At 45.1% G+C, this 18697-nt stretch carries 15 protein-coding genes and 1 tRNA gene; 7 read left to right on the plus strand and 9 right to left on the minus strand.

What is annotated here, in order from left to right; translation table 11 throughout:
* The first annotated feature begins 332 nt into the window (after positions 1-332).
* Positions 333-1466, plus strand: a complete 1134-nt coding sequence (locus EIZ48_RS16080) for an ISAs1 family transposase (protein ID WP_160653436.1) — start codon at positions 333-335, stop codon at positions 1464-1466.
* Between the two features lie 269 nt (positions 1467-1735).
* Here EIZ48_RS16080 and EIZ48_RS16085 read toward each other — a convergent pair whose 3' ends face one another.
* From EIZ48_RS16085 to EIZ48_RS16100, 4 genes are all read right to left on the minus strand, one after another.
* Complete coding sequence (locus EIZ48_RS16085) at positions 1736-2926, minus strand: MFS transporter (RefSeq protein ID WP_160653439.1); 1191 nt, start codon at positions 2924-2926, stop codon at positions 1736-1738.
* A gap of 665 nt (positions 2927-3591) precedes the next feature.
* Positions 3592-3666, minus strand: a tRNA-Gly gene (locus EIZ48_RS16090).
* 223 nt (positions 3667-3889) lie between these two features.
* A complete protein-coding gene (locus EIZ48_RS16095; RefSeq protein WP_075767743.1) occupies positions 3890-4072 on the minus strand; it encodes a hypothetical protein in 183 nt (60 codons plus the stop codon).
* A gap of 158 nt (positions 4073-4230) precedes the next feature.
* Positions 4231-6429, minus strand: coding sequence for a glycosyl hydrolase family 18 protein (locus EIZ48_RS16100; RefSeq protein ID WP_160653442.1), 2199 nt, complete (start codon positions 6427-6429; stop codon positions 4231-4233).
* 571 nt (positions 6430-7000) lie between these two features.
* Here EIZ48_RS16100 and EIZ48_RS16105 point away from each other — a divergent pair.
* The 3 genes from EIZ48_RS16105 to EIZ48_RS16115 all read left to right on the plus strand — a co-directional run bounded on the left by EIZ48_RS16105 (position 7001) and on the right by EIZ48_RS16115 (position 9906).
* Positions 7001-7900, plus strand: a complete 900-nt coding sequence (locus EIZ48_RS16105) for a chemotaxis protein (RefSeq protein WP_089153720.1) — start codon at positions 7001-7003, stop codon at positions 7898-7900.
* A gap of 130 nt (positions 7901-8030) precedes the next feature.
* Complete coding sequence (locus EIZ48_RS16110) at positions 8031-9512, plus strand: FMN-binding glutamate synthase family protein (RefSeq protein ID WP_160653445.1); 1482 nt, start codon at positions 8031-8033, stop codon at positions 9510-9512.
* Positions 9496-9906: a hypothetical protein gene (locus tag EIZ48_RS16115; RefSeq protein WP_240152990.1), complete on the plus strand. Its 411-nt coding sequence runs from the start codon at positions 9496-9498 to the stop codon at positions 9904-9906. The genes EIZ48_RS16110 and EIZ48_RS16115 overlap by 17 nt, the downstream gene beginning before the upstream one ends.
* 63 nt (positions 9907-9969) lie before the next feature.
* Here EIZ48_RS16115 and EIZ48_RS16120 read toward each other — a convergent pair whose 3' ends face one another.
* A complete protein-coding gene (locus tag EIZ48_RS16120; RefSeq protein WP_160653448.1) occupies positions 9970-12405 on the minus strand; it encodes a response regulator in 2436 nt (811 codons plus the stop codon).
* A gap of 79 nt (positions 12406-12484) precedes the next feature.
* Here EIZ48_RS16120 and EIZ48_RS16125 point away from each other — a divergent pair, with 79 nt between their 5' ends.
* Positions 12485-13243, plus strand: a complete 759-nt coding sequence (locus EIZ48_RS16125; RefSeq protein WP_160653451.1) for a substrate-binding periplasmic protein — start codon at positions 12485-12487, stop codon at positions 13241-13243.
* 76 nt (positions 13244-13319) lie between these two features.
* On the opposite strand, the gene ribA is transcribed toward EIZ48_RS16125, so the two are convergent.
* A complete protein-coding gene (gene ribA, locus EIZ48_RS16130) occupies positions 13320-14372 on the minus strand; it encodes a GTP cyclohydrolase II (RefSeq protein ID WP_160653453.1) in 1053 nt (350 codons plus the stop codon).
* A gap of 290 nt (positions 14373-14662) precedes the next feature.
* On the opposite strand from ribA, the gene yjjG reads away from it, so the two are divergent.
* Entirely contained in the window at positions 14663-15346 is a 684-nt protein-coding gene (yjjG, locus tag EIZ48_RS16135) for a pyrimidine 5'-nucleotidase (RefSeq protein WP_160653456.1), read from the plus strand.
* 399 nt (positions 15347-15745) lie between these two features.
* On the plus strand, positions 15746-17038 hold the full coding sequence (gene brnQ / locus EIZ48_RS16140; RefSeq protein WP_160653459.1) for a branched-chain amino acid transport system II carrier protein: 1293 nt from the start codon (positions 15746-15748) through the stop codon (positions 17036-17038).
* Positions 17039-17131: 93 nt separating this feature from the next.
* Here the strand turns inward: brnQ and EIZ48_RS16145 are convergent, their stop codons facing one another.
* From EIZ48_RS16145 to hdfR, 3 genes are all read right to left on the minus strand, one after another.
* Complete coding sequence (locus EIZ48_RS16145; protein ID WP_160653461.1) at positions 17132-17314, minus strand: restriction endonuclease subunit S domain-containing protein; 183 nt, start codon at positions 17312-17314, stop codon at positions 17132-17134.
* 61 nt (positions 17315-17375) lie between these two features.
* Positions 17376-17537: a hypothetical protein gene (locus EIZ48_RS29080; protein ID WP_192928598.1), complete on the minus strand. Its 162-nt coding sequence runs from the start codon at positions 17535-17537 to the stop codon at positions 17376-17378.
* Between the two features lie 276 nt (positions 17538-17813).
* Complete coding sequence (gene hdfR / locus EIZ48_RS16150) at positions 17814-18674, minus strand: HTH-type transcriptional regulator HdfR (RefSeq protein ID WP_160653464.1); 861 nt, start codon at positions 18672-18674, stop codon at positions 17814-17816.
* Positions 18675-18697: the final 23 nt, after the last annotated feature.

The raw sequence follows: 18697 nt of genomic DNA on the forward strand, positions 1-18697 counted from the left end.
GTAGACAGTGTTTAATTGGGACATTCTTATAAAAACCATCACGGTAAATCACCCAAGAAAGCGCTTTCTTTGGTGGATACTATGTCAGTGAGGCATGGCGAACAACAGGATTAAGTTGAAAGCTATACCTCGATCACATTTACACTATAGATGAGGAATTTCCGTGCTAGGAGACTTTTTAAAGTGATTTTATAAAGTCATTGCTAATCAACAAGATAGCCTATAACCCAAAAAGGGCAGGGTGAGATCGCGAACGTTATTTGACCAATTCCATCTTATTTGACCTGCAGATCGAGTTGTGATCTTATACTCTCTTTTTCGAGAGTATCACAATGAGCATCGATGCCTTTTCTCTTCATTTTGGCGATCTAAAAGACCCTCGTCAGTCAGCGAAAATCAGTTATCCATTATTTGATGTTCTATTCCTGACTATTTGTGCAGCGATAGCCGGTGCAGAAGGATGGGAAGACATTGAGGATTTTGGAGAAATCCATCTTGACTGGTTTCAAGATAAGGGCTTATTCAAAGATGGTTTACCTGTTCACGATACCATTGCCAGGATCGTCTCGCGCCTTGACCCTACCGAGTTTCAGCAGTGTTTCATCAGCTGGATGGAAGCAGTATCAGCTCGCTCTGAAGGCGAACTGATCGCTATTGATGGCAAAGTCTTGCGTGGCTCCTATGATCGTGAATCCCGACAATCGACCATTCACATGGTCAGCGCATTCGGCACTACAAATGGTGTTGTTCTCGGCCAGCTAAAAACAGATGCTAAGTCGAACGAAATCACGGCTATCCCGGAGCTCATTAAGCTACTGGATATCAAAGGCTGTTTGGTATCTATTGATGCCATTGCATGCCAGAAAAATATCGCTTCAACCATCGTCGATAGCGGTGGTGATTATCTGCTTGCAGTTAAAGGTAACCAAGAGACACTGGCTAAATCCATTCAACAAGCACTGTTAGAAAGCGTAAAAGCTTCGAGCTTACGGAATAACGTCACTATCGAACAGGGCCATGGGCGTGTTGAAGTCCGTGAATATCATGTACTTCCTGCAGGTGAACTTATCCAACAGTTTCCAGACTGGAAAGGCTTAAAAAGTATCGGGGTTGCTATTGGTTATCGCATTGATAAAGCAGGTAAAGAATCACTCGATTATCGCTATTATATTTGTTCTGCAGAACTCGGTCTGGAACGTTTCGCAGCTGCTGTTCGTGGTCACTGGGGCATAGAAAACAGTCTACACTGGGTTCTGGATGCATCTATGAATGAAGACGCTTGCCAGATTTACCGTGGCAACGCGGCTGAGATCATGGCTTGTATGCGCCATATAGCTATAAACATGCTGCGTGCAGAAACGACTAGAAAAGCCAGCATCCGACGTAAACAGAAAATTGCAGCTATGAGTAGTGGCTATTTGGATAAGGTGCTGCTGGCTGGTTTCAAAGGGATGAGTAAAAAGTGAGCATTCATGCTCTCACCCTGCCAAAAAGGGTGATCATTATTCGCCTTTCATGGAAGAAGTTGATTACTCTTTAAAGGGAGCTATAGCGGCAAAACTCTTCAGATCATTCCATTGGTATTCAAAGCTATTTTTGCTCCATCCTAATTGAATTTAAATGCCAAGCCTGAATACAATTTGAAACTAACCTATAAGCATTTTTAATAAAAAGGAAGATAAGAACATCAATCACACCATCAATCTTTTTATTCACAAGTTCTCAAAACGCCAGGCTATACCAGCTCTTCAACGACATTTTCCCGGCTAAACCTGACGTAAATTAACGCGATAACAAGGAGTAATAACAACACGCTGTAGACCCAGCTACCAATCTCAGCATACAGTCCGGCTCCGATAAGCGGCCCGGCAATGAACCCCAGTGACATGGCGGCCTGAAGAGCGGCTGTCACCTGCCCCTGAAACTCTGCTGAAAACGCTAGGGAGGCTTTGCTGATAATGCCCGGATAAGCAAAACCAAAACCGACACCCAGCACAGCGAAGGCAACCATTACCCCAACCAGACCTTTGGCCAGGAAGAAGATAGCCAAAGCCACCAGTATCGAAGATAAACCTATCGTAATTAACTGGCTGCCACTGAACGTCCACTTCTGGATAACGACACCTTGGCAAATAACCGAGGTAATCGCACAAATCATGAAGGCAATACCGACCCACTGCGCCGTGGTTACAGCATCAAATGCGAGCAAATCCTGAAGCGAGAAGGCAATGGTTTGCTGAATTGCCGAGAATATCGCGTAAACAGTCACCATTAAGATAAAATATGACCGTATCTTAACGTCGGTAAAGCGGAGTTGCTCTATCGGGCCAGGCTGGCGTTGCTGCAGTGGTGTCCCGCAAATCTGACGAGCCGCAAACGGAAGCGGCAGCAGCATAATAAGCGCACTAAATACAATCGGAACCAGTATTCCTGCCGATACCATTGCACTCCCCGCGGCGGGGCCAATAATCATACCGAGACCAAACATCATCCCTATCATTGCCATTTTCGCAGGCCGCTCTTCGGCACTGGTATGGGAGATCAAATAGGTCTGTGCTGCTGGCATTATCGCAGCGGTAAAAAAAGCAAACAGGCATCGTGTTAATACCAACAACAAGAAAATCGTTATTACTGATATTTCTGAATCAATCGCCGCCCATAGCACATAGGCAAACGCCATGTTGAAAATGGCATAACCTGCCACCCCGAGCACTAATGATTGCTTACTGCCAGCCTTATCGACACGACGCCCCCAAAAAGGCGAGGAAATAAACGAAACAAACGCAGCCGCACTGATCACCAGTCCGGTTTGCAATTCTGTCATCATCAATTCGCGGGCCAATGCCGGAAAGATTGCAAAGACAATAGACTGCCCGGCACCGACCATTAATAAAAAGAAATATATAAAACCAAATTTATTACGCATATATCTAGCCTTAACTATGAGTTAATTTGTTTATGGCCTGACTGATCACATTGCTTCGCTGACTCATCAACCTTCCACCGGCACTAGTGTCTACAGGTTCAAGAGACGCAAATTTTGATAAGCGGTGCGTGAATAATATTTGGATAATTCATCATAGGCCTACTGAAGGCATTGCATACTAGCATCGCACCAACAACAAGACTCTACATGATAATGGTTTGCATTTACAGAATGAGTAATAGGAATACTTCGTGTTACTGGTTCTTTATTACATAAACGAGAACTTGTTCTCAAATATATAGTCTGAAGTTATCTTAATTCCGTCTGCAATTAACATTTTGTTAATTAATGATAATTCTATTTTTATTCACCATCCTGTATTACTTAGAGATTTTATTCTTGTTTCAGCATCTCTTTTTCGTAGCTTTTCGAAGAAAAAACCACTAATAAAGTTTTGTACTATTAAATACTGAAAAACTTTTTTAGGGATGATTATAATATGAGCCTTATCAATTAATAGCGATTCAACCTTTTCCTTTGCATTAGATGATATATTGATAAATCCAAGCTACCTCAAGATGCAGGATTCATCACTTCTGAGCTGTTGCACAAACTTAGATACAGAAAAGCCCACACCGAAGTGTGGGCTTTTCTTGAAGAATTCTTGGAGCGGGCAGCGGGAATCGAACCCGCATCATCAGCTTGGAAGGCTGAGGTAATAGCCATTATACGATGCCCGCTTTATTGATATCACTAAACTAAGTGTAGTGATGTTCTGCATCGAACATGTTCATAATGTCCAGAATGCGCTTTGAAATAAAGCATTGATTTTTAAAATTTGACACTCATCACAAAACACCTTGCCAGATGCTTATTAAACAACCACATAGCTTCATTTTTACTATCGTGCTAACCAACAAAAGCTGGCATGAGGCCAGCTTTTGTAAATACATTTCTGTTCATCTATTTACTTGAAGGGTATTCGCCTTCTTTGCCCTTTTGTGCCTTGTTGCTTACTGTCCAGTGCTCATTAGGATCATAGCTCTCGTCGCAGATATCCAGAGAGAACCCCATATCAACAATCTCTTTTAATGTCAGGTTATCAGCAAGCTTAGCAATATCTCCTGACTTGTTACGTAGCTCCATAGTCGCCTACCTTCATCAAGTGTCCAACGCCCAAGTGACATCTTAAATATAGTGCTGCCTATTACATTTGTCCTGCCGTCGGTAGTTCAGGCAATGCAAATAGCCCTGCATTTGCAGGGCTATCATCGGTTAGTGACTATTTACTTTAGAGATTGGCTTCAGATTTGCTGCCAAACCATGCTTTGATCCGGGCGCTCACCTTTTGTCCACCACTTGGCTTTATATTTCACGCCATTGTAGGTAACAATATCGCCACCAACGTAGACGGCATTAGGATCCCAAGTCGTTGCTGCATCTACCGTTACTTTCACAGCAATCGTTTTACTTGATTCTGCCTGACCGTCAGACACAGTCACAACAAGATTAACCACGGTCTCTGCTGATACTGTTGGAGCTACGAAGGTAATATCAGCACCTGTTGCAGTCGTGGCCACTGTGCCACTTGAAACTGTATACGACAACGCGTCACCTTCAGCATCATCTGCCGCAACAGAGATCACGACTTGTTGGCCACTGGCTACTGTAGCCGTTGCTGGTGCCGTCAGTACAGGAGCAGTATTACCACCCACTCCGGTTCCTTTCACATTCACCGCCACATTCTTCGTTACACTCTTACGGCCATCTGTCACTTTGACGGCTACGACTTCTTGCAAATCGGTGGCCGTATTTGGTGCCTGGTAGGTAACCGTTGCACTACCATCGCCATTATCGACAACGGTGGCATTTGTCGCACTGAAGGTCAGCTTATCACCGACATCCGCATCTGTTGCAGAAACAACAAAACTGATCACCTGGCCGGAGTTGGCTGACTGGGCAGCAGGGACAGTTAGTACTGGTGCGTTATTTGGTACTGTACCAGCGCTGAATACACGATCCACAGCCTCGGCAAGTGGCGAGCTTAACTTAGTACACTCCTTAAGGTTGGCGCCATGATTAATAAAGGAGCCCTCACACTTAATATCGCCATGGACCTGCCAGACAATCACCCCGCCCAAGTTGTTATCGACAATGTACTGGGCTTTCTTCTCGATAGCAGGTACATCATCGTAGCTCAGGAAGTATTTGCCTTTCACCGCATACGGTACTTCGGCATTGACATCCCACTTATGCTCCCAGCCAGGCTTGTTCATGATGTAGTTATAGTTCGGCTGCCCTTCGAAAGCTTTCCAGTTATCCATGTCTGCCGCTGAGTTAGTCGGACCATCGACACTGAAGTTGACAGTACGTTTCTCGGTCGGGGCGCCGACATATGCCACTGGCTCAGTGGTTTGTACGCCACGGCCATAGAACGCGGCTCCAAAGTTGATTTTGTTTGAAGGAACGCCTTTGGCTGCCATCCAGTTACGCAGGTAATCAAGGTTGAATTCTGCGAACTCTTCCTCCGGGTATCCATATAGCGGCGAGTTATGCCCGGCTACATTTGACCATCCCCCGTTAAGGTCGTAGGTCATCATGTTGAAATAATCCATGGAAGCAACAAGGCGGGACCAGTTATACCCTTCAAGTTTATTTGGTGCGGCCGAGAAAGCGGCTGTCAGCAATTTGTTCGGGCCAATCCGCTCACGAATATCTTCCATCAACTGTTCGAAATCAGCAAAATCTCGCGGGCTACCCGGGAAATTCATACCGCCGCTTCCCGGGAATTCCCAGTCAATATCAATTCCGTCAAAACCTAATGCCATCAGTTTATCGACATCAGCAAGGAAGCGCGCTTTCTTGACTGGGTCTTGCGCCGTTTCAGGAAAGTGTTTCGACATACTCCAGCCACCCAGAGATGCCATGACCTTCACGCCTTTAGAATGGGCAAGATCGATAAGGCCTGGTGCACCGCCAGCTTTTTTCAGAGGAATTGGGAACTGTCCTGTGATGCCTGTCGGCTCATGTAACCAGCCATTGCCATGCTGAACAAAACCTTGGTTTTTAACCTTGAGATATTGCTCTTGATTCCATGGTTCGTTAACCGGGAACTGGTGAACATACTCAAGCTCACCCCAAAGAATATGGAAATCCCAGCTAGAATAAACATCCGGGTGGAGCAGAGGTCCGGGTTCCTGAACAGCTGTCGGTTGATAGATATTTTTATTTCGTAAGTCACCACTATGCAGTGAACCGTCTTTAGCAACACCAAAGAATGAGAAGTTGAGGATAGAGTAAATATCCATATTTACGTTCAGGTGGGTGGCCTCACCTTTGACACTGAATCCTTCGTTCGGCCCTTTCCAAGCCTCCCACTGGGTGAGGTAACCGATCACATTCTTATCATGCGTCGGCGCCGCCTGAGCGGTACTGGCTACCCCTGTTAACAACATAGCGGCAACGGCGCCGGCAACTTTGCTCAGGTTCAATCCCTTTTTCATGTTTTACTCCACGTCATCATTACTAAAATCATTCGGGTACGATTTGTTTGTTATCGTGACCCATAAGTGACTCTTTGTTAGCTGCATTCAGGCATGGTTTACGTTTACACAATCAGAAGCTATTTGCCCTACAACAAAGAAACCATCGTCCGAAAGCCTCTCTCCTAAGAGTTCGTAATCATTGTTAGTGAAGTTTTTTTGTTTCGCGAAAATTATTGAAGATTTTTAATAATACCTCTAGGAAATATGTGCAATTTTTGTAAACAAAATAGCATTCGTTCAAATTACATTCCAAGTAGCCAGATATTTAGCTCCATAATCAGATAAAAGCGACAAGATGATTCATAAAACCAAATAAGATCCATAAAAAGTATGACAAAATGATGATAAAGTAATTTAAAACACAGCATTCCATAAATGAATCACCGCTATTGCTCTGTATTCACTATGCCTCACAGTTCTCATAAATTTACAACAAACTCAATAACATCAATTCCTATTAACGTCATAAAAAGCTACTATAGTGGATTATATATCTGAGTAATTTCTCACGCGCTTACAGGGATTGAAAATGATCAAAACCGCAACGAATCAATCTCAGGGAATGCTGCTTTTTCAATTAACATCGCTCCAGTCTTTTGCTATTGGAACGCTGAAGGTAAAAGAAATTGTCCCTTATACACCTTTGACGGCTATTCCGCATTCACACCCGACAGTATTAGGGGCTGCCAATTTGCGAGGCGATACATTGCCAGTGATCGACATGGCTAAGGCCGTAGGTTACCCGCCGCTCAGCAAAGAGGAATTGAAAGACTGCTACATTATCATTACTGACTGTCGCCGTATGCTAGTCGGTTTTTTGGTGCGCGGCATCAATAAAATTACAGAATGTAACTGGCACAACATTGATGCGCCGCCAAGCGCGCTGGGAAGCAATGTATTTGTCACTGGCGTTATGAAAGTCGATAACAAGCTTATTCAGCTGCTCGATGTCGAGCTACTGCTCTCGAAAGTTTTTCCTGATACGCCAGACAGTCTGCATCCAGTGCTAACTGATGTTCAGCGCGAGATCCTTCGCCCGCTCAAAATATTGCTGGTTGATGATTCCGCTGTGGCACGGCGCCAGCTATCTCAGGCGCTTGATAGCATTAGTATTCCCTACTTCATTGCAACCAACGGCAGTGATGCACTAAGTATGCTTGAGCATGCGGCTGATGTTGGCAGCCCGTTCGACATTTTGGTCAGTGATATTGAAATGCCGGGGCTCGACGGCTATGAGCTTGCTTTCGAGGTCCAGAATAGCAGCAAACTCAACCATGCCTATATTATTCTGCATACTTCTCTATCGAGTGAGATCAGTGTTTCCCAGGCTCACCAGGTCGGTGCTCACGAAGCACTCACCAAGTTTGAAGCCAATGAACTCATTCATGCCATGCTGCGCGGGGCAGAAAAAGTCAGCGCGACAGCATAACGCTGCTTCATCAAAATTCGGCTAATACGATGAGGGCACCCTTAGTGCCCTTCAACTCTTTGTGAAATTATCTCTTCCTCACCCGTTCTTTATCTAAATTCGGCTAGGGTTAACAGTAAAGGGGGAAGCTATGGCTGACTTTATTTTACTAAGTATCGATTTTCTCTCCGGTCTGTTCATCTTCATCCTTGGGCTAGGCGGGCTGCTTGTTGTCTATATGTATATTGTCGATATTAGACAGCATAAGCACGCGATTCGACACAACTATCCCGTTATTGGTCGGTTCCGCTACCTATTTGAAAAACAAGGCGAGTTCTTCAGGCAGTATTTCTTTGCCATGGACCGAGAGGAAATGCCCTTTAATCGCGCTGAACGTAGCTGGGTCTATAAAGCTGCCAAGAATGTTGACCGCACCCTTGCCTTTGGTTCAACCCGCAACTTGGATCCTGCTGGTACGATAATGTTCATGAACTGTGCCTTTCCGACCCTGGAAGAAGATGCTGTCGTGCCTGCCGCCATAACCATAGGCGAACATTGCCGTACTCCCTACACCACCAGCTCGATCTTCAATATCTCAGGTATGAGCTACGGCGCCATATCCAAGCCTGCTGTCAGGGCACTGTCGAAAGGTGCACGAATTGCCGGTTGCTGGATGAACACCGGAGAAGGAGGCCTGAGCCCATACCATCTGGAAGGTAAGGCCGACATTGTCTTTCAAATTGGTACGGCCAAATATGGTGTTCGTGATGAAAATGGCGACTTAAGCGAGGAAAAACTCCGTGAAATAGCTTCCCATCCAGAAGTAAAAATGTTTGAAATCAAAATGAGTCAAGGAGCCAAACCGGGTAAAGGCGGTATGCTCCCAGGCAAGAAAGTGACGGCGGAAATCGCCCTAATTCGCGGTATTCCTGAAAGACAGGATTCTATCAGCCCCAACGGCCACAAAGATATCCGTAGCGTTGGCGATCTTCTGGACAAGATCAATCAGATCCGGGAAGTAACCGGCAAGCCTGTCGGGTTTAAGGCTGTGTTCGGTTCATTAAAATGGTTCAACGATCTCCTCGACGAAATCGAACGCAGAGGAGCAGAAAGTGCCCCCGACTTCATCACCATCGACAGTGCTGACGGTGGAACAGGAGCCGCCCCACAGCCACTGATGGACTACGTTGGTTTACCGCTAAAGGAAAGCTTGCCGTTGGTTGTCAATTTGCTAAAAGAAAGGCAGCTTAAAGAGCGCATCAAGATCATCGCGTCCGGCAAGTTGATCACCCCATCAAAAGTGGCTTGGGCAATCGCACTTGGCGCCGATTTTGTTGTATCTGCCAGAGGGCATATGTTCGCCCTAGGCTGTATACAGGCACTGCAATGTAATAAAGATACCTGCCCGACAGGGATCACGACCCATAACAAGCGGCTGCAGCAAGGCCTCAATGTCGAAGACAAGACACAACGGGTGGCCAACTACAATAAATATATCCACTATGGTATCGGGTTGATCGCCCATTCCTGTGGCGTAAGCAATGTCAGGCAGCTGGATAAATCCCACATCAGGATTGTTACGGAAAACGGCCTATCGGTCGCGCTGGAAAAACTTTATGAAACGCACCGTTAAACATGGACTGTTTGACGGTTTTCTGACATTAAAAAAATCCTGTTATGGCAAAGTAGTCCTACAGGCAAGCAACATTTGTAGGTTCTCCATGATCAGGCACGCTATCTTAACTCTTCTCCTTCTGGGAGCATCAACCAGCTCATTGGCTTCACCTGAGCTACTCTCTCCATCTGAAATTCAGTTCGGCCAGTTTGAGCTGATCGAAACGATAGAAATTCAAGGTGACATAGAAGACAGCTTGTTACGCTTAGTGGATAAGAACCTGCAATACAAAGATTCAGATTTCTACGTTATTCAGGATATCTCAGAAGATGCCCGCAAGGATACGCTGACAGTGGTCGTTAACTTATACAACCAAAGCGCCAATTACAGTCTTTCCCAGCATCCCGTATAACATAAACCAAACAGGGAGTGATATCCGCTCCCTGTCTGATTCGAACCTGATAACACTTCTCTGTCAGGATGTCTGCAAGTACTTTTTAAGCATATTTGCCAACATCTGCTGGCTAACTGGCTTCGAAACAAAATCATCCATCCCTGCGTTAAAACATTTATCCTTTTCCTCTTTCACCACGTTGGCCGTCAGAGCAATAATCGGTATTCGCTGCTCTTCTGACTCTAATTCACGAATTGCCCTCGTTGCTTTAAACCCGTCAAGCACCGGCATCTGGCAATCCATGAAAATAAGATCAAAATGCCCCTTACGATACTTAGCAATCGCAACCTGACCATTATCGGCAATATCGACCTTAGCCCCTAACTTCTCCAGCATCATTTGGGCAACTTTCTGATTTACAATAGTATCTTCTACAACTAATACGTTAACCTGTGCCTGTTCATGGTTATCCTCCTTTTCCTGCAAAGTCATCAGATCAGGCGCAGAAGCAGTTTCTGACGACACATCTGAATTACCGGCAGTCTTAAAGCGAGATGATTGCCGGGTTGCACGTAAATAGGCCTCTGGCATTGTTTGCATCGGCTGAATTTGCTGTTGACTATCAGACACTGTAAGCAAATCATGATCAACTTCTGTAAGCTCAACATCATTGCTACGGACAACCTGCTGCACAGTCCATTTCAAGTTGGCTTCTTTATAGGGTCTTGCTAAATACGAGCGAATGCCTGATTTTCTGGCTCTTTCTTCATCCCCGACTTCCGGCCCGGCCGAAATCATCATCATTTTCGGGCAACGTTCTGCAAACTGGATCCTAAGTTGCTTGGCTAATTCAAACCCATTAATTTCCGGCATAATTTTATCTATCACGATCAAATCGTAAGGCGCTTTGCCGCGGATCGCCTGTAACACAAAATCAGCCGCCTCGGTGGCATTCTCACAACATGTCGATTTTGCCCCGAAATTACTCAACTGGGCTGATGTGATCCTCATATTGAGCATACTGTCATCAACGAGGAGCACCGATAAATCGGACAGTAGCTTAATGTCACTACTGGACGCCGCCGGTAATATATTTTTCTCAAGCGTTAGCACGAATGAAAAAGTACTGCCTTTTCCAGGTTCACTGTCTAGTTTCAGCTCTCCCCCCATCAACCGAATAATCTCGCGGCAAATGGCGAGCCCCAACCCGGTTCCGCCGTATTTCCTGGTGGTACTTCCATCGGCTTGCTGAAATTTTTCGAAAATAGCATCGTGCATTTCTTTCGGGACGCCGATGCCGCTATCTGACACTTCAAACCTCACAGATACGGATTTGTGATCCTCTCCCTCACGCTGGATAAAGAGGTTTACAAACCCCCTTTCAGTGAACTTTATCGCGTTGCTGATCAAATTATTCAACACCTGGCGAAGCTTGGTGGCATCACCCAGCAGCATCGGGCTAATATTTCGGTCAATCGAACAGCGAAAAGATAAACTTTTCTCAGCCGCCCTGACCAAAAAGACAGATTCCACTTCTTTGTTCAGCTCGAATAAATTCAATATGTTATGTTCTAGCTCTAACCGACCTGCTTCTATCTTTGAGAAATCCAATATATCGTTAATCAGATCCAGCAAAGAGAGCGAGGAGGTATTGAGCATATTCACATACTCTTTTTGTTCCTCTGGCAAGTCCATCTCTTTCATCAGACTCGACAGGCCGATGATCCCATTCATCGGGGTACGAATTTCATGACTCATATTGGCCAGAAACTCGCTTTTCTTACGGTTGGCTTGTTCTGCGTACTCCCGCGCCTCTTCGAGCTGATAATAATGCTCTCGGATTTGTTCTACGGACTGGTTATAGCGATTCGACAAGATGGACATTTCATCTTCAAACCAACGTTCTCGCAGATGAATCGCCTTAGGCACCTTATCCGAGTCAAACTCGCTCACAGTACGAGACATCTGGGTCAGCGGCTGAACAACCAGCCGGTACATGATCAAGATGATAAAGACAGAGATCACGAAAATTTGTACTGCCTGACTCAGCAGCAGCAGAATAAACTTGTCTATCAATCCCTGATAGACAACATACAAATCAGACTGAACAGTTAAAGTCGCCAGGTTGTACTCTTTATTACCAAGTTTATAAACCATGTCCCAAGATTTCTGGTGCATGTATTTTGGCAACTCCGAGCCAATCCGTATAATGGCACCTTCACTATCTGTAATTTCTAAATAATGCAATCCGGGCAAATGCATTATACCTTCAGCCTGGGTGGCCAGTTGTTCACGGTCCTCCACCCACAAACTGGATACCAGACTTGATAGATAGCTTTCTTCTATTTGGACAAATCTTTCTTCGATCGCTGCCAAGTCCTGCTTGTAATCAATGTATAGATTCAGGCATGTCGTAAACAAGGTAAAGAGTGAGCTAATTAACAAAATTGAAAATAGTATTTGCCTAGCTATACCCATTTTCCGTTTGGGCTTTATTTCTTGATACGTTTTATTCATCCTTAAACTCGCATCTTATCCTTCTTCTACTAACATAATAATAGCTTCTTCAACTGGATAGTTAAGGTAAGGACACAAAATGAATAAATTTTTCCCTATTGCAACCGCATTAACGTTATCTTGCTCAAGCTTTGCAATAAATGCCGAGTCTATAAATTATTACGTCATCGCCAAGCAGGCCAGTCCATTCCAGATTGAAAAAGGTAACAATAATCACAGTGGTATTGTCACAGACATCGTAAGAGCTATTTTCAAGGACAGCCAGTACGACATTAACTATCATACATACCCTTTCAACCGGATGATTTCGCTACTTGAAGCAGGCGGAAAACCCAACTGGATCACCTACGGTAGTCCTGGCTGGGGAGGCGTTCAGGCTGAAAACTTATCCGACATTCCAATTTATAACGTTAAGCATGTACTAGTCAGCAGCAACAAGGATCCATTTAAATTCAACTCAATGCAAGACATGAACGACAGGGTTGTCGTATTACTGCATGGCTTTGACTATCCACAGCTGACGCCTTACTTCGAATCTGGAAACGTCGAAGAGCTAAGAGTTAAAGATTACAGCGCAGCATTTCGTGTGATCAAAAAGCTTCCGGGTGATACAGCCTTTGTCGAAATGGAATCACGGGTAAAATATAACCTGTCACAGCAAAATCAGAACTTATCTCAATATGAAATACAACCCTTCAGCGCTGTCATTCCTGACTACCCCATTTACCTCGCTTTTGATCCAAAAATGGACAAGAATATGCAGCGGTTTATAAATTCAAAACTAAAAGAATTAAAAACCTCAGGAGCTATTGAAGATATTGTTAAAAACTATTTTTGATAGATTTTAATTCATCGCCACAATCATCACAAAATAAAAAACGCAGCTTACGCTGCGTTTTTTTAGACTTTGATATCTATTTTATAAACTCTTCATCAAACATGTGGCCGAGTTTCGACGCCTTTGTTTTTAAGTAGTTTTCATTGTGAGGGTTATTACCTTCCTGCAAAGGTACTCTTTTTTCTATATTAATACCTGCACTAGTCAATGCTTTCACTTTTCTCGGGTTGTTCGTCATCAACTTAACTGATTTAATATTTAGAAAGCTCAACATTCCCCGACAAAAAGAATAATCACGCATATCGGCAGCAAAGCCTAATCGCTCATTAGCTTCTACCGTATCTGCACCGTCATCCTGGAGGTGATAGGCACGAATTTTATTAATAAGGCCTATGCCACGTCCTTCCTGACGCAAATAAAACAAGACGCCGCTTCCGGCATTGACGATATTCTCCATTGCTCTGGATAACTGGAAGCCACAATCACACCGGGCACTAAACAGGGCATCACCGGTCAGGCATTCCGAGTGCAAACGGATCAAAGGCGGCGCATCCGGATCCAGTTCACCATAAACTAGTGCCAAGTGCTCCTTGCCCGTTGCCTGCTCGATAAAGCCGTACATCTGAAAGGTTCCCCACTGTGTTGGAAGCTTTGCACTATCAACAAAGTGGACAAGATTAAACGGCTCCTTCTTCGCAAAATATTCGCGCACATCCATCAGGATCTTGCCAAGCTCATTGCGGCCGCTTCCGTCCCCGCCATCTCCCCAGAAGTCATCTTTATGCGAGTGCTCTTTAATTACACTGTCGCCCGTACTGACAAGCAAATGCGCCAGACGAGGGTTTTGGCGGAACTTCTCAAATACAATGAACCGCATCACCGCCGTTCGAACGTCCATCCAATCTTCTTTTACCTTGTCGGCATATTGGCGGCTTAAGCTAAATGCCTGATCAGGTGTTTCCGCTTTTAAAATCTGCTGCTGAATCTCAGGTTCAACAAACTTCTGTGCCTGATAGTAATGCTCACTTGTTGGCCATACAATATCACTTAATGTAATAGGACTAGACGCGAAGTTTGATAAGAATCCGTGGCTTTCAGTTGGCTCATAGAACTGTATTTCATCAACCATTCAATGTTACTCCTTAGCATTAGATTAAAGAAACAATTGCAGATTAGCGGAGGCTCTCCTTGCCTTTATTTCCATACTCCCAAGTATAGTTAAATAATCAGGATAGCAAGCAAGACATTGTAATTAAGCATATATAACCACTTATAGGTATATCCAAAAAGACAGGCGGATTAAGCTTACAGCTTCATATTCAACTGGCATTTATGCAATTAAGAGAGAAAATAGAGTCTTAATTGCGGTATCATCTACCCACACCAACCTGAGGTGAACCAAAGATCGGAAGAAAATAAATGAAATATAAGTGGATACTCTTTGATGCAGATGAAACCCTTTTTCACTTTGATGCATTTCAAGGACTGAAATTGATGTTTTCGCGTTTAGGTATCGAGTTTACCCAAGACGATTATGCAGAATACCAGCAAATCAACAAACCTCTCTGGGTTGATTACCAAGATGGTGTCATTACAGCTCAGCAACTACAAAACATCCGCTTTCAATCGTGGGCAGAGGAGCTCAAGGTTACAACACAATTTATCAACAGCGCTTTTCTGACCGCAATGGCCGACATTTGCGCCCCACTGCCCGGCGCCAAGGAGTTGCTGAACAGCCTTCAGGACCAGGCACAGCTGGGGATTATCACCAACGGATTTACAGAACTCCAGCAAGTTAGGCTCGAGCGCACCGGCTTCCAAGACTACTTCTCGACATTGGTCATCTCAGAGCAAGTCGGAATCGCGAAGCCAGATCGCGGTATCTTTGATTTTGCCCTAGCTCAAATGGGGCACCCGAACAAAGATGAGGTCCTCATGGTGGGTGACAACCCGCACTCAGATATACTGGGAGGAATAAATGCCGGTATTCATACTTGCTGGCTTAATACCCATGGTCATCAGACTCCTGAAGGGATCAAGCCACATTACCAGGTTTCCACACTGAACGAGCTCAACAAGCTGTTGAGTCACAAATCAGCCTAATGCCTGGCAGCAAGTGGCATGTTATCGGCATGCCGCACCCTTCCTCACAATGACTTTAATATCAACAACTTACATTAAAAATCGAAATGAGCAGAATAATAGTCTGGGTTATTAGTGCATATGCAGTACAAAATAAATCTTTACATCAATCAAAACCCACATTATGTTAATTCCACTTATCCAAACTCCAGGTGTGTAGCATGCGCAACTCAATGACTAATAATCAGTCCGATTGCCCGCAAGTATTATCTTGTGCAGCTTCCTGCGCACTTGTCTCTGTCGTCGTCGTCATTTCCTGACGCTGACGGCTTTTGTTTTTCGTCAGCCTGGCTGGCGAAACAGAGCACCCAACCACTCTTTTCTAACCACCCAGCTGACACAAGACTGAAGGTGGTTCCATTGAAAAAAAGAGATATCACAGCCATTGGCTTTACAACTTTTGCACTGTTTCTCGGTGCCGGTAACCTTATATTTCCCCCAATGATGGCCCAGCAAGCCGGTGAGAACTGGCTCAGTGCGATGCTAGGCTTTCTGATCTCGGCTGTCGGCCTGCCTGCACTGACTATTGTCGTTTTGGGACGGCTATCTTCTGCCAACAAACTCACCCAAGCTCTCCCGCCGTGGTTGGATCGCACATTCTGGCTTATGGTTTTCATCACTTTAGGTCCGGCTTTCGTACTACCCCGCGCGGTTACTGTCGCCTATGAAATGGGCCTCAAGCCATTTGTCAGTGAAAGTTACCTTCTGCCTTTCTCCGTCATCTTCTGTGCTATATGCCTGTTACTGGCACTTAAGCCAGGCAGGCTCGTAGACATCATCGGCAAGTTTATGACACCGGCTCTGATAGCCATGCTGGGCATACTGGTTATCACAGCCATTTATAACCCCCAGGGTTCGACGACCCAGGCCGTTGCTGCCTATCAGCAGGCTCCGCTGGTCAATGGCCTGCTAGAAGGTTATATGACACTGGACGCAATAGCAGCCGTGGCCTTTGGCTGGGTGATCATCCAGGCTATCAAGGGAAAAGGCATCACAGACCAAGCTGGTATCCAGCGCTACAGTTTTTTCATCGCCGGTATCTATATTCTCCTGATGAGCACTTGTTATCTGGCAATGGGCTACCTGGGAGCAAGCTCTTCATCGATAGCCTCTGGTGCCAGCAACGGTGGCGCAATTCTGACTCTCTACTCAGCGGCAATACTCGGCCCTGTCGGCCAGGTACTACTTGCCGTTATTACCCTGACTGCATGCCTGACTACCGTCATCGGGCTGACAAATGCCAATGCCGAGTACTTTAAGAAAACCTACCAGTTGCCATTTACAAAAACGGCCACTGCCGTGATCGTTCTGACCGCTCTTGTGGCCAATGTCGGACTTGAGCAGCTTATTTCGTTCAGTCTGCCTTTGATCCTCGTTCTCTGCCCTATCGCAATAGCCCTTGTGCTTGCAGCTTCTTTATCACTCTCAGAGAACCATCACTTGAAGTACCTGGTGTTTACAGCCTTTCTATTTGGCAGTATCGACACTGCTGCCGTACTCGGTATGGTGAGTGGCTCGATTGACCAGATTCTGCTTCAATGGTTGCCTCTTTATAGCAGCCACCTAAGCTGGCTGTTACCTTGTACTTTGCTGCTAGGCTACCAGTCTTTCAGTTTGAAATTGACAAAAAGCCAGCAACCCGCTTTTCGATAGGCCGTCAACACAATAATCTTCCGAAAATGAAGCATAAAAAACGGCCCCTCTTAACAGAGGGGCCGTCAGTCATTCAGAGTTCCAGTATCGATATTAGCTATCTTCGTCGATAGCTCGCTTACCCGTCATGTACTCTTCAAGCAATTCGGGTGTTAGCTCACCGGCTTCTTCCAGGCGCTTCAACGTTTCAACGATGCGCTTTTGCTCTTCGATGGAAGGGATCGCCAATTCTGGCTCTTTTTCGATATCGGTCGGGATATTTAGGTTCTCTAGCATTGCACAGCTCTTTGATGATTCATATAACTGTCGCCATTATACCGCAATCCACCAGCATTAATTAATAGTTATAATCATCAAGCTCTGAATACTCTTCGCGCTGCCTAGCAATACGGCGCTTTTTCTTCTTTGACTGCTGGTTGAAGTCTTGAAAGTCATCATCCAGATCGAGTTTGTGTTTGGACTTAGATCCTTTGCTGAATTTTTGATCTAACTTTGCCATGTTCGTTTCCTGAAACATATCCAGAGTATAAAAAGTTCGGGGTTGTCACTGGTAACAATCTGCATATCTGTTGCTATCGCCACCAAGATTTACCGAATAATAATAGTCGTTTATGACAGTCATGCTAAAAAAAAGCATCACAAAGAGAAATCTTCACAGTCAGTTAATAACTTGTGATCCAAGGCACACCTCGCTCTCTCTCCTTGCGCGAAGAGTAGAAAGGATTGTAACCCGTGTACAACAAGAAATTTTGCATGTGATAATCAATAAATTTAATCAGACACTCTCAATCACCTGATTAAACGGTACTGCCAGCATAGTCTGCAGCAAACCCAGCTTGTCATTATCATCCCGCCAGACCAAATATAAAGACTGCTCCATGACGGGCGCTCCTGATACAGAGTGTAATGCTCCTTCTTCAACGCTCTGAGCAATAACAGGAGACGGCAAAAAACCGACAGAATGATTGTTCAGCATATATTCAAGCGCCATTCTGCTGGAGTGGGTGTGCATGACTGGTGTTTTTTGCAGCTCACTGATGCGACTATGCTCGACTGAAAACCGGGTTCCCCAGTCAAGAAACACCAAGGGAAGCGCACTCAGGTCATCCATAGTACAGTCAGGGGCCCTTGTCACAAGCTGCAACTGAAAATCCCGTACTTTCGTCACTTGCAAGTTGTCAATTCTCGGCGGCTCACTGGTTATTGATACATCAATACTTTTGTCTAGCAGGCGCTTAGCCATGCTCTGACGTGACACTGACTCTAACCGCAGCGACAACCCGTCTTCGGCCTCATAGATCCGGTTGATCCAATCAGATATTCCATCAAACTCCCAAAACATCGGTGATGCGCCTATTGTCACCTGTTTCGTCAAGCTATCTGACAGCGCAACGTCCTGCTTTGCCCTGCCCCAGGTTTGCAAAATAGCCTCAGCATAGGGCTGCAGGCGCTCGCCAGCTGCCGTTAGCTGGACATTGCCACGCTGCCTCGAAAACAGATCATTACCCAGCTGAGATTCCAGTTGTCGAATACGAAAACTCACCGCCGACTGGGTGAGAAATAAATTATCAGCAGCTCGACCAAAATGTCGCGTTTTTGTTACTTCCAGAAACGTTCGGAGCAATTCAGTATCCAAATGAGTTCCCAACATCAAAAAAA

Origin of the sequence: Photobacterium alginatilyticum (genome assembly GCF_009910675.1) — a bacterium.
Lineage (GTDB): Bacteria > Pseudomonadota > Gammaproteobacteria > Enterobacterales > Vibrionaceae > Photobacterium > Photobacterium alginatilyticum.

Excerpts from the sequence above, each read along its gene's own strand:
- EIZ48_RS16080 (WP_160653436.1), top strand. The coding sequence starts at position 333 with ATGAGCATCGATGCCTTTTCTCTTCATTTTGGCGATCTAAAAGACCCT.
- EIZ48_RS16115 (WP_240152990.1), top strand. The coding sequence starts at position 9,496 with ATGAAACGCACCGTTAAACATGGACTGTTTGACGGTTTTCTGACATTA.
- EIZ48_RS29080 (WP_192928598.1), bottom strand. The coding sequence starts at position 17,537 with ATGGCAAAGTTAGATCAAAAATTCAGCAAAGGATCTAAGTCCAAACAC.
- EIZ48_RS16120 (WP_160653448.1), bottom strand. The coding sequence starts at position 12,405 with ATGAATAAAACGTATCAAGAAATAAAGCCCAAACGGAAAATGGGTATA.
- EIZ48_RS16105 (WP_089153720.1), top strand. The coding sequence starts at position 7,001 with ATGATCAAAACCGCAACGAATCAATCTCAGGGAATGCTGCTTTTTCAA.
- ribA (WP_160653453.1), bottom strand. The coding sequence starts at position 14,372 with ATGGTTGATGAAATACAGTTCTATGAGCCAACTGAAAGCCACGGATTC.
- EIZ48_RS16100 (WP_160653442.1), bottom strand. The coding sequence starts at position 6,429 with ATGAAAAAGGGATTGAACCTGAGCAAAGTTGCCGGCGCCGTTGCCGCT.
- EIZ48_RS16095 (WP_075767743.1), bottom strand. The coding sequence starts at position 4,072 with ATGGAGCTACGTAACAAGTCAGGAGATATTGCTAAGCTTGCTGATAAC.
- yjjG (WP_160653456.1), top strand. The coding sequence starts at position 14,663 with ATGAAATATAAGTGGATACTCTTTGATGCAGATGAAACCCTTTTTCAC.
- EIZ48_RS16085 (WP_160653439.1), bottom strand. The coding sequence starts at position 2,926 with ATGCGTAATAAATTTGGTTTTATATATTTCTTTTTATTAATGGTCGGT.
- EIZ48_RS16125 (WP_160653451.1), top strand. The coding sequence starts at position 12,485 with ATGAATAAATTTTTCCCTATTGCAACCGCATTAACGTTATCTTGCTCA.
- EIZ48_RS16110 (WP_160653445.1), top strand. The coding sequence starts at position 8,031 with ATGGCTGACTTTATTTTACTAAGTATCGATTTTCTCTCCGGTCTGTTC.
- EIZ48_RS16145 (WP_160653461.1), bottom strand. The coding sequence starts at position 17,314 with ATGCTAGAGAACCTAAATATCCCGACCGATATCGAAAAAGAGCCAGAA.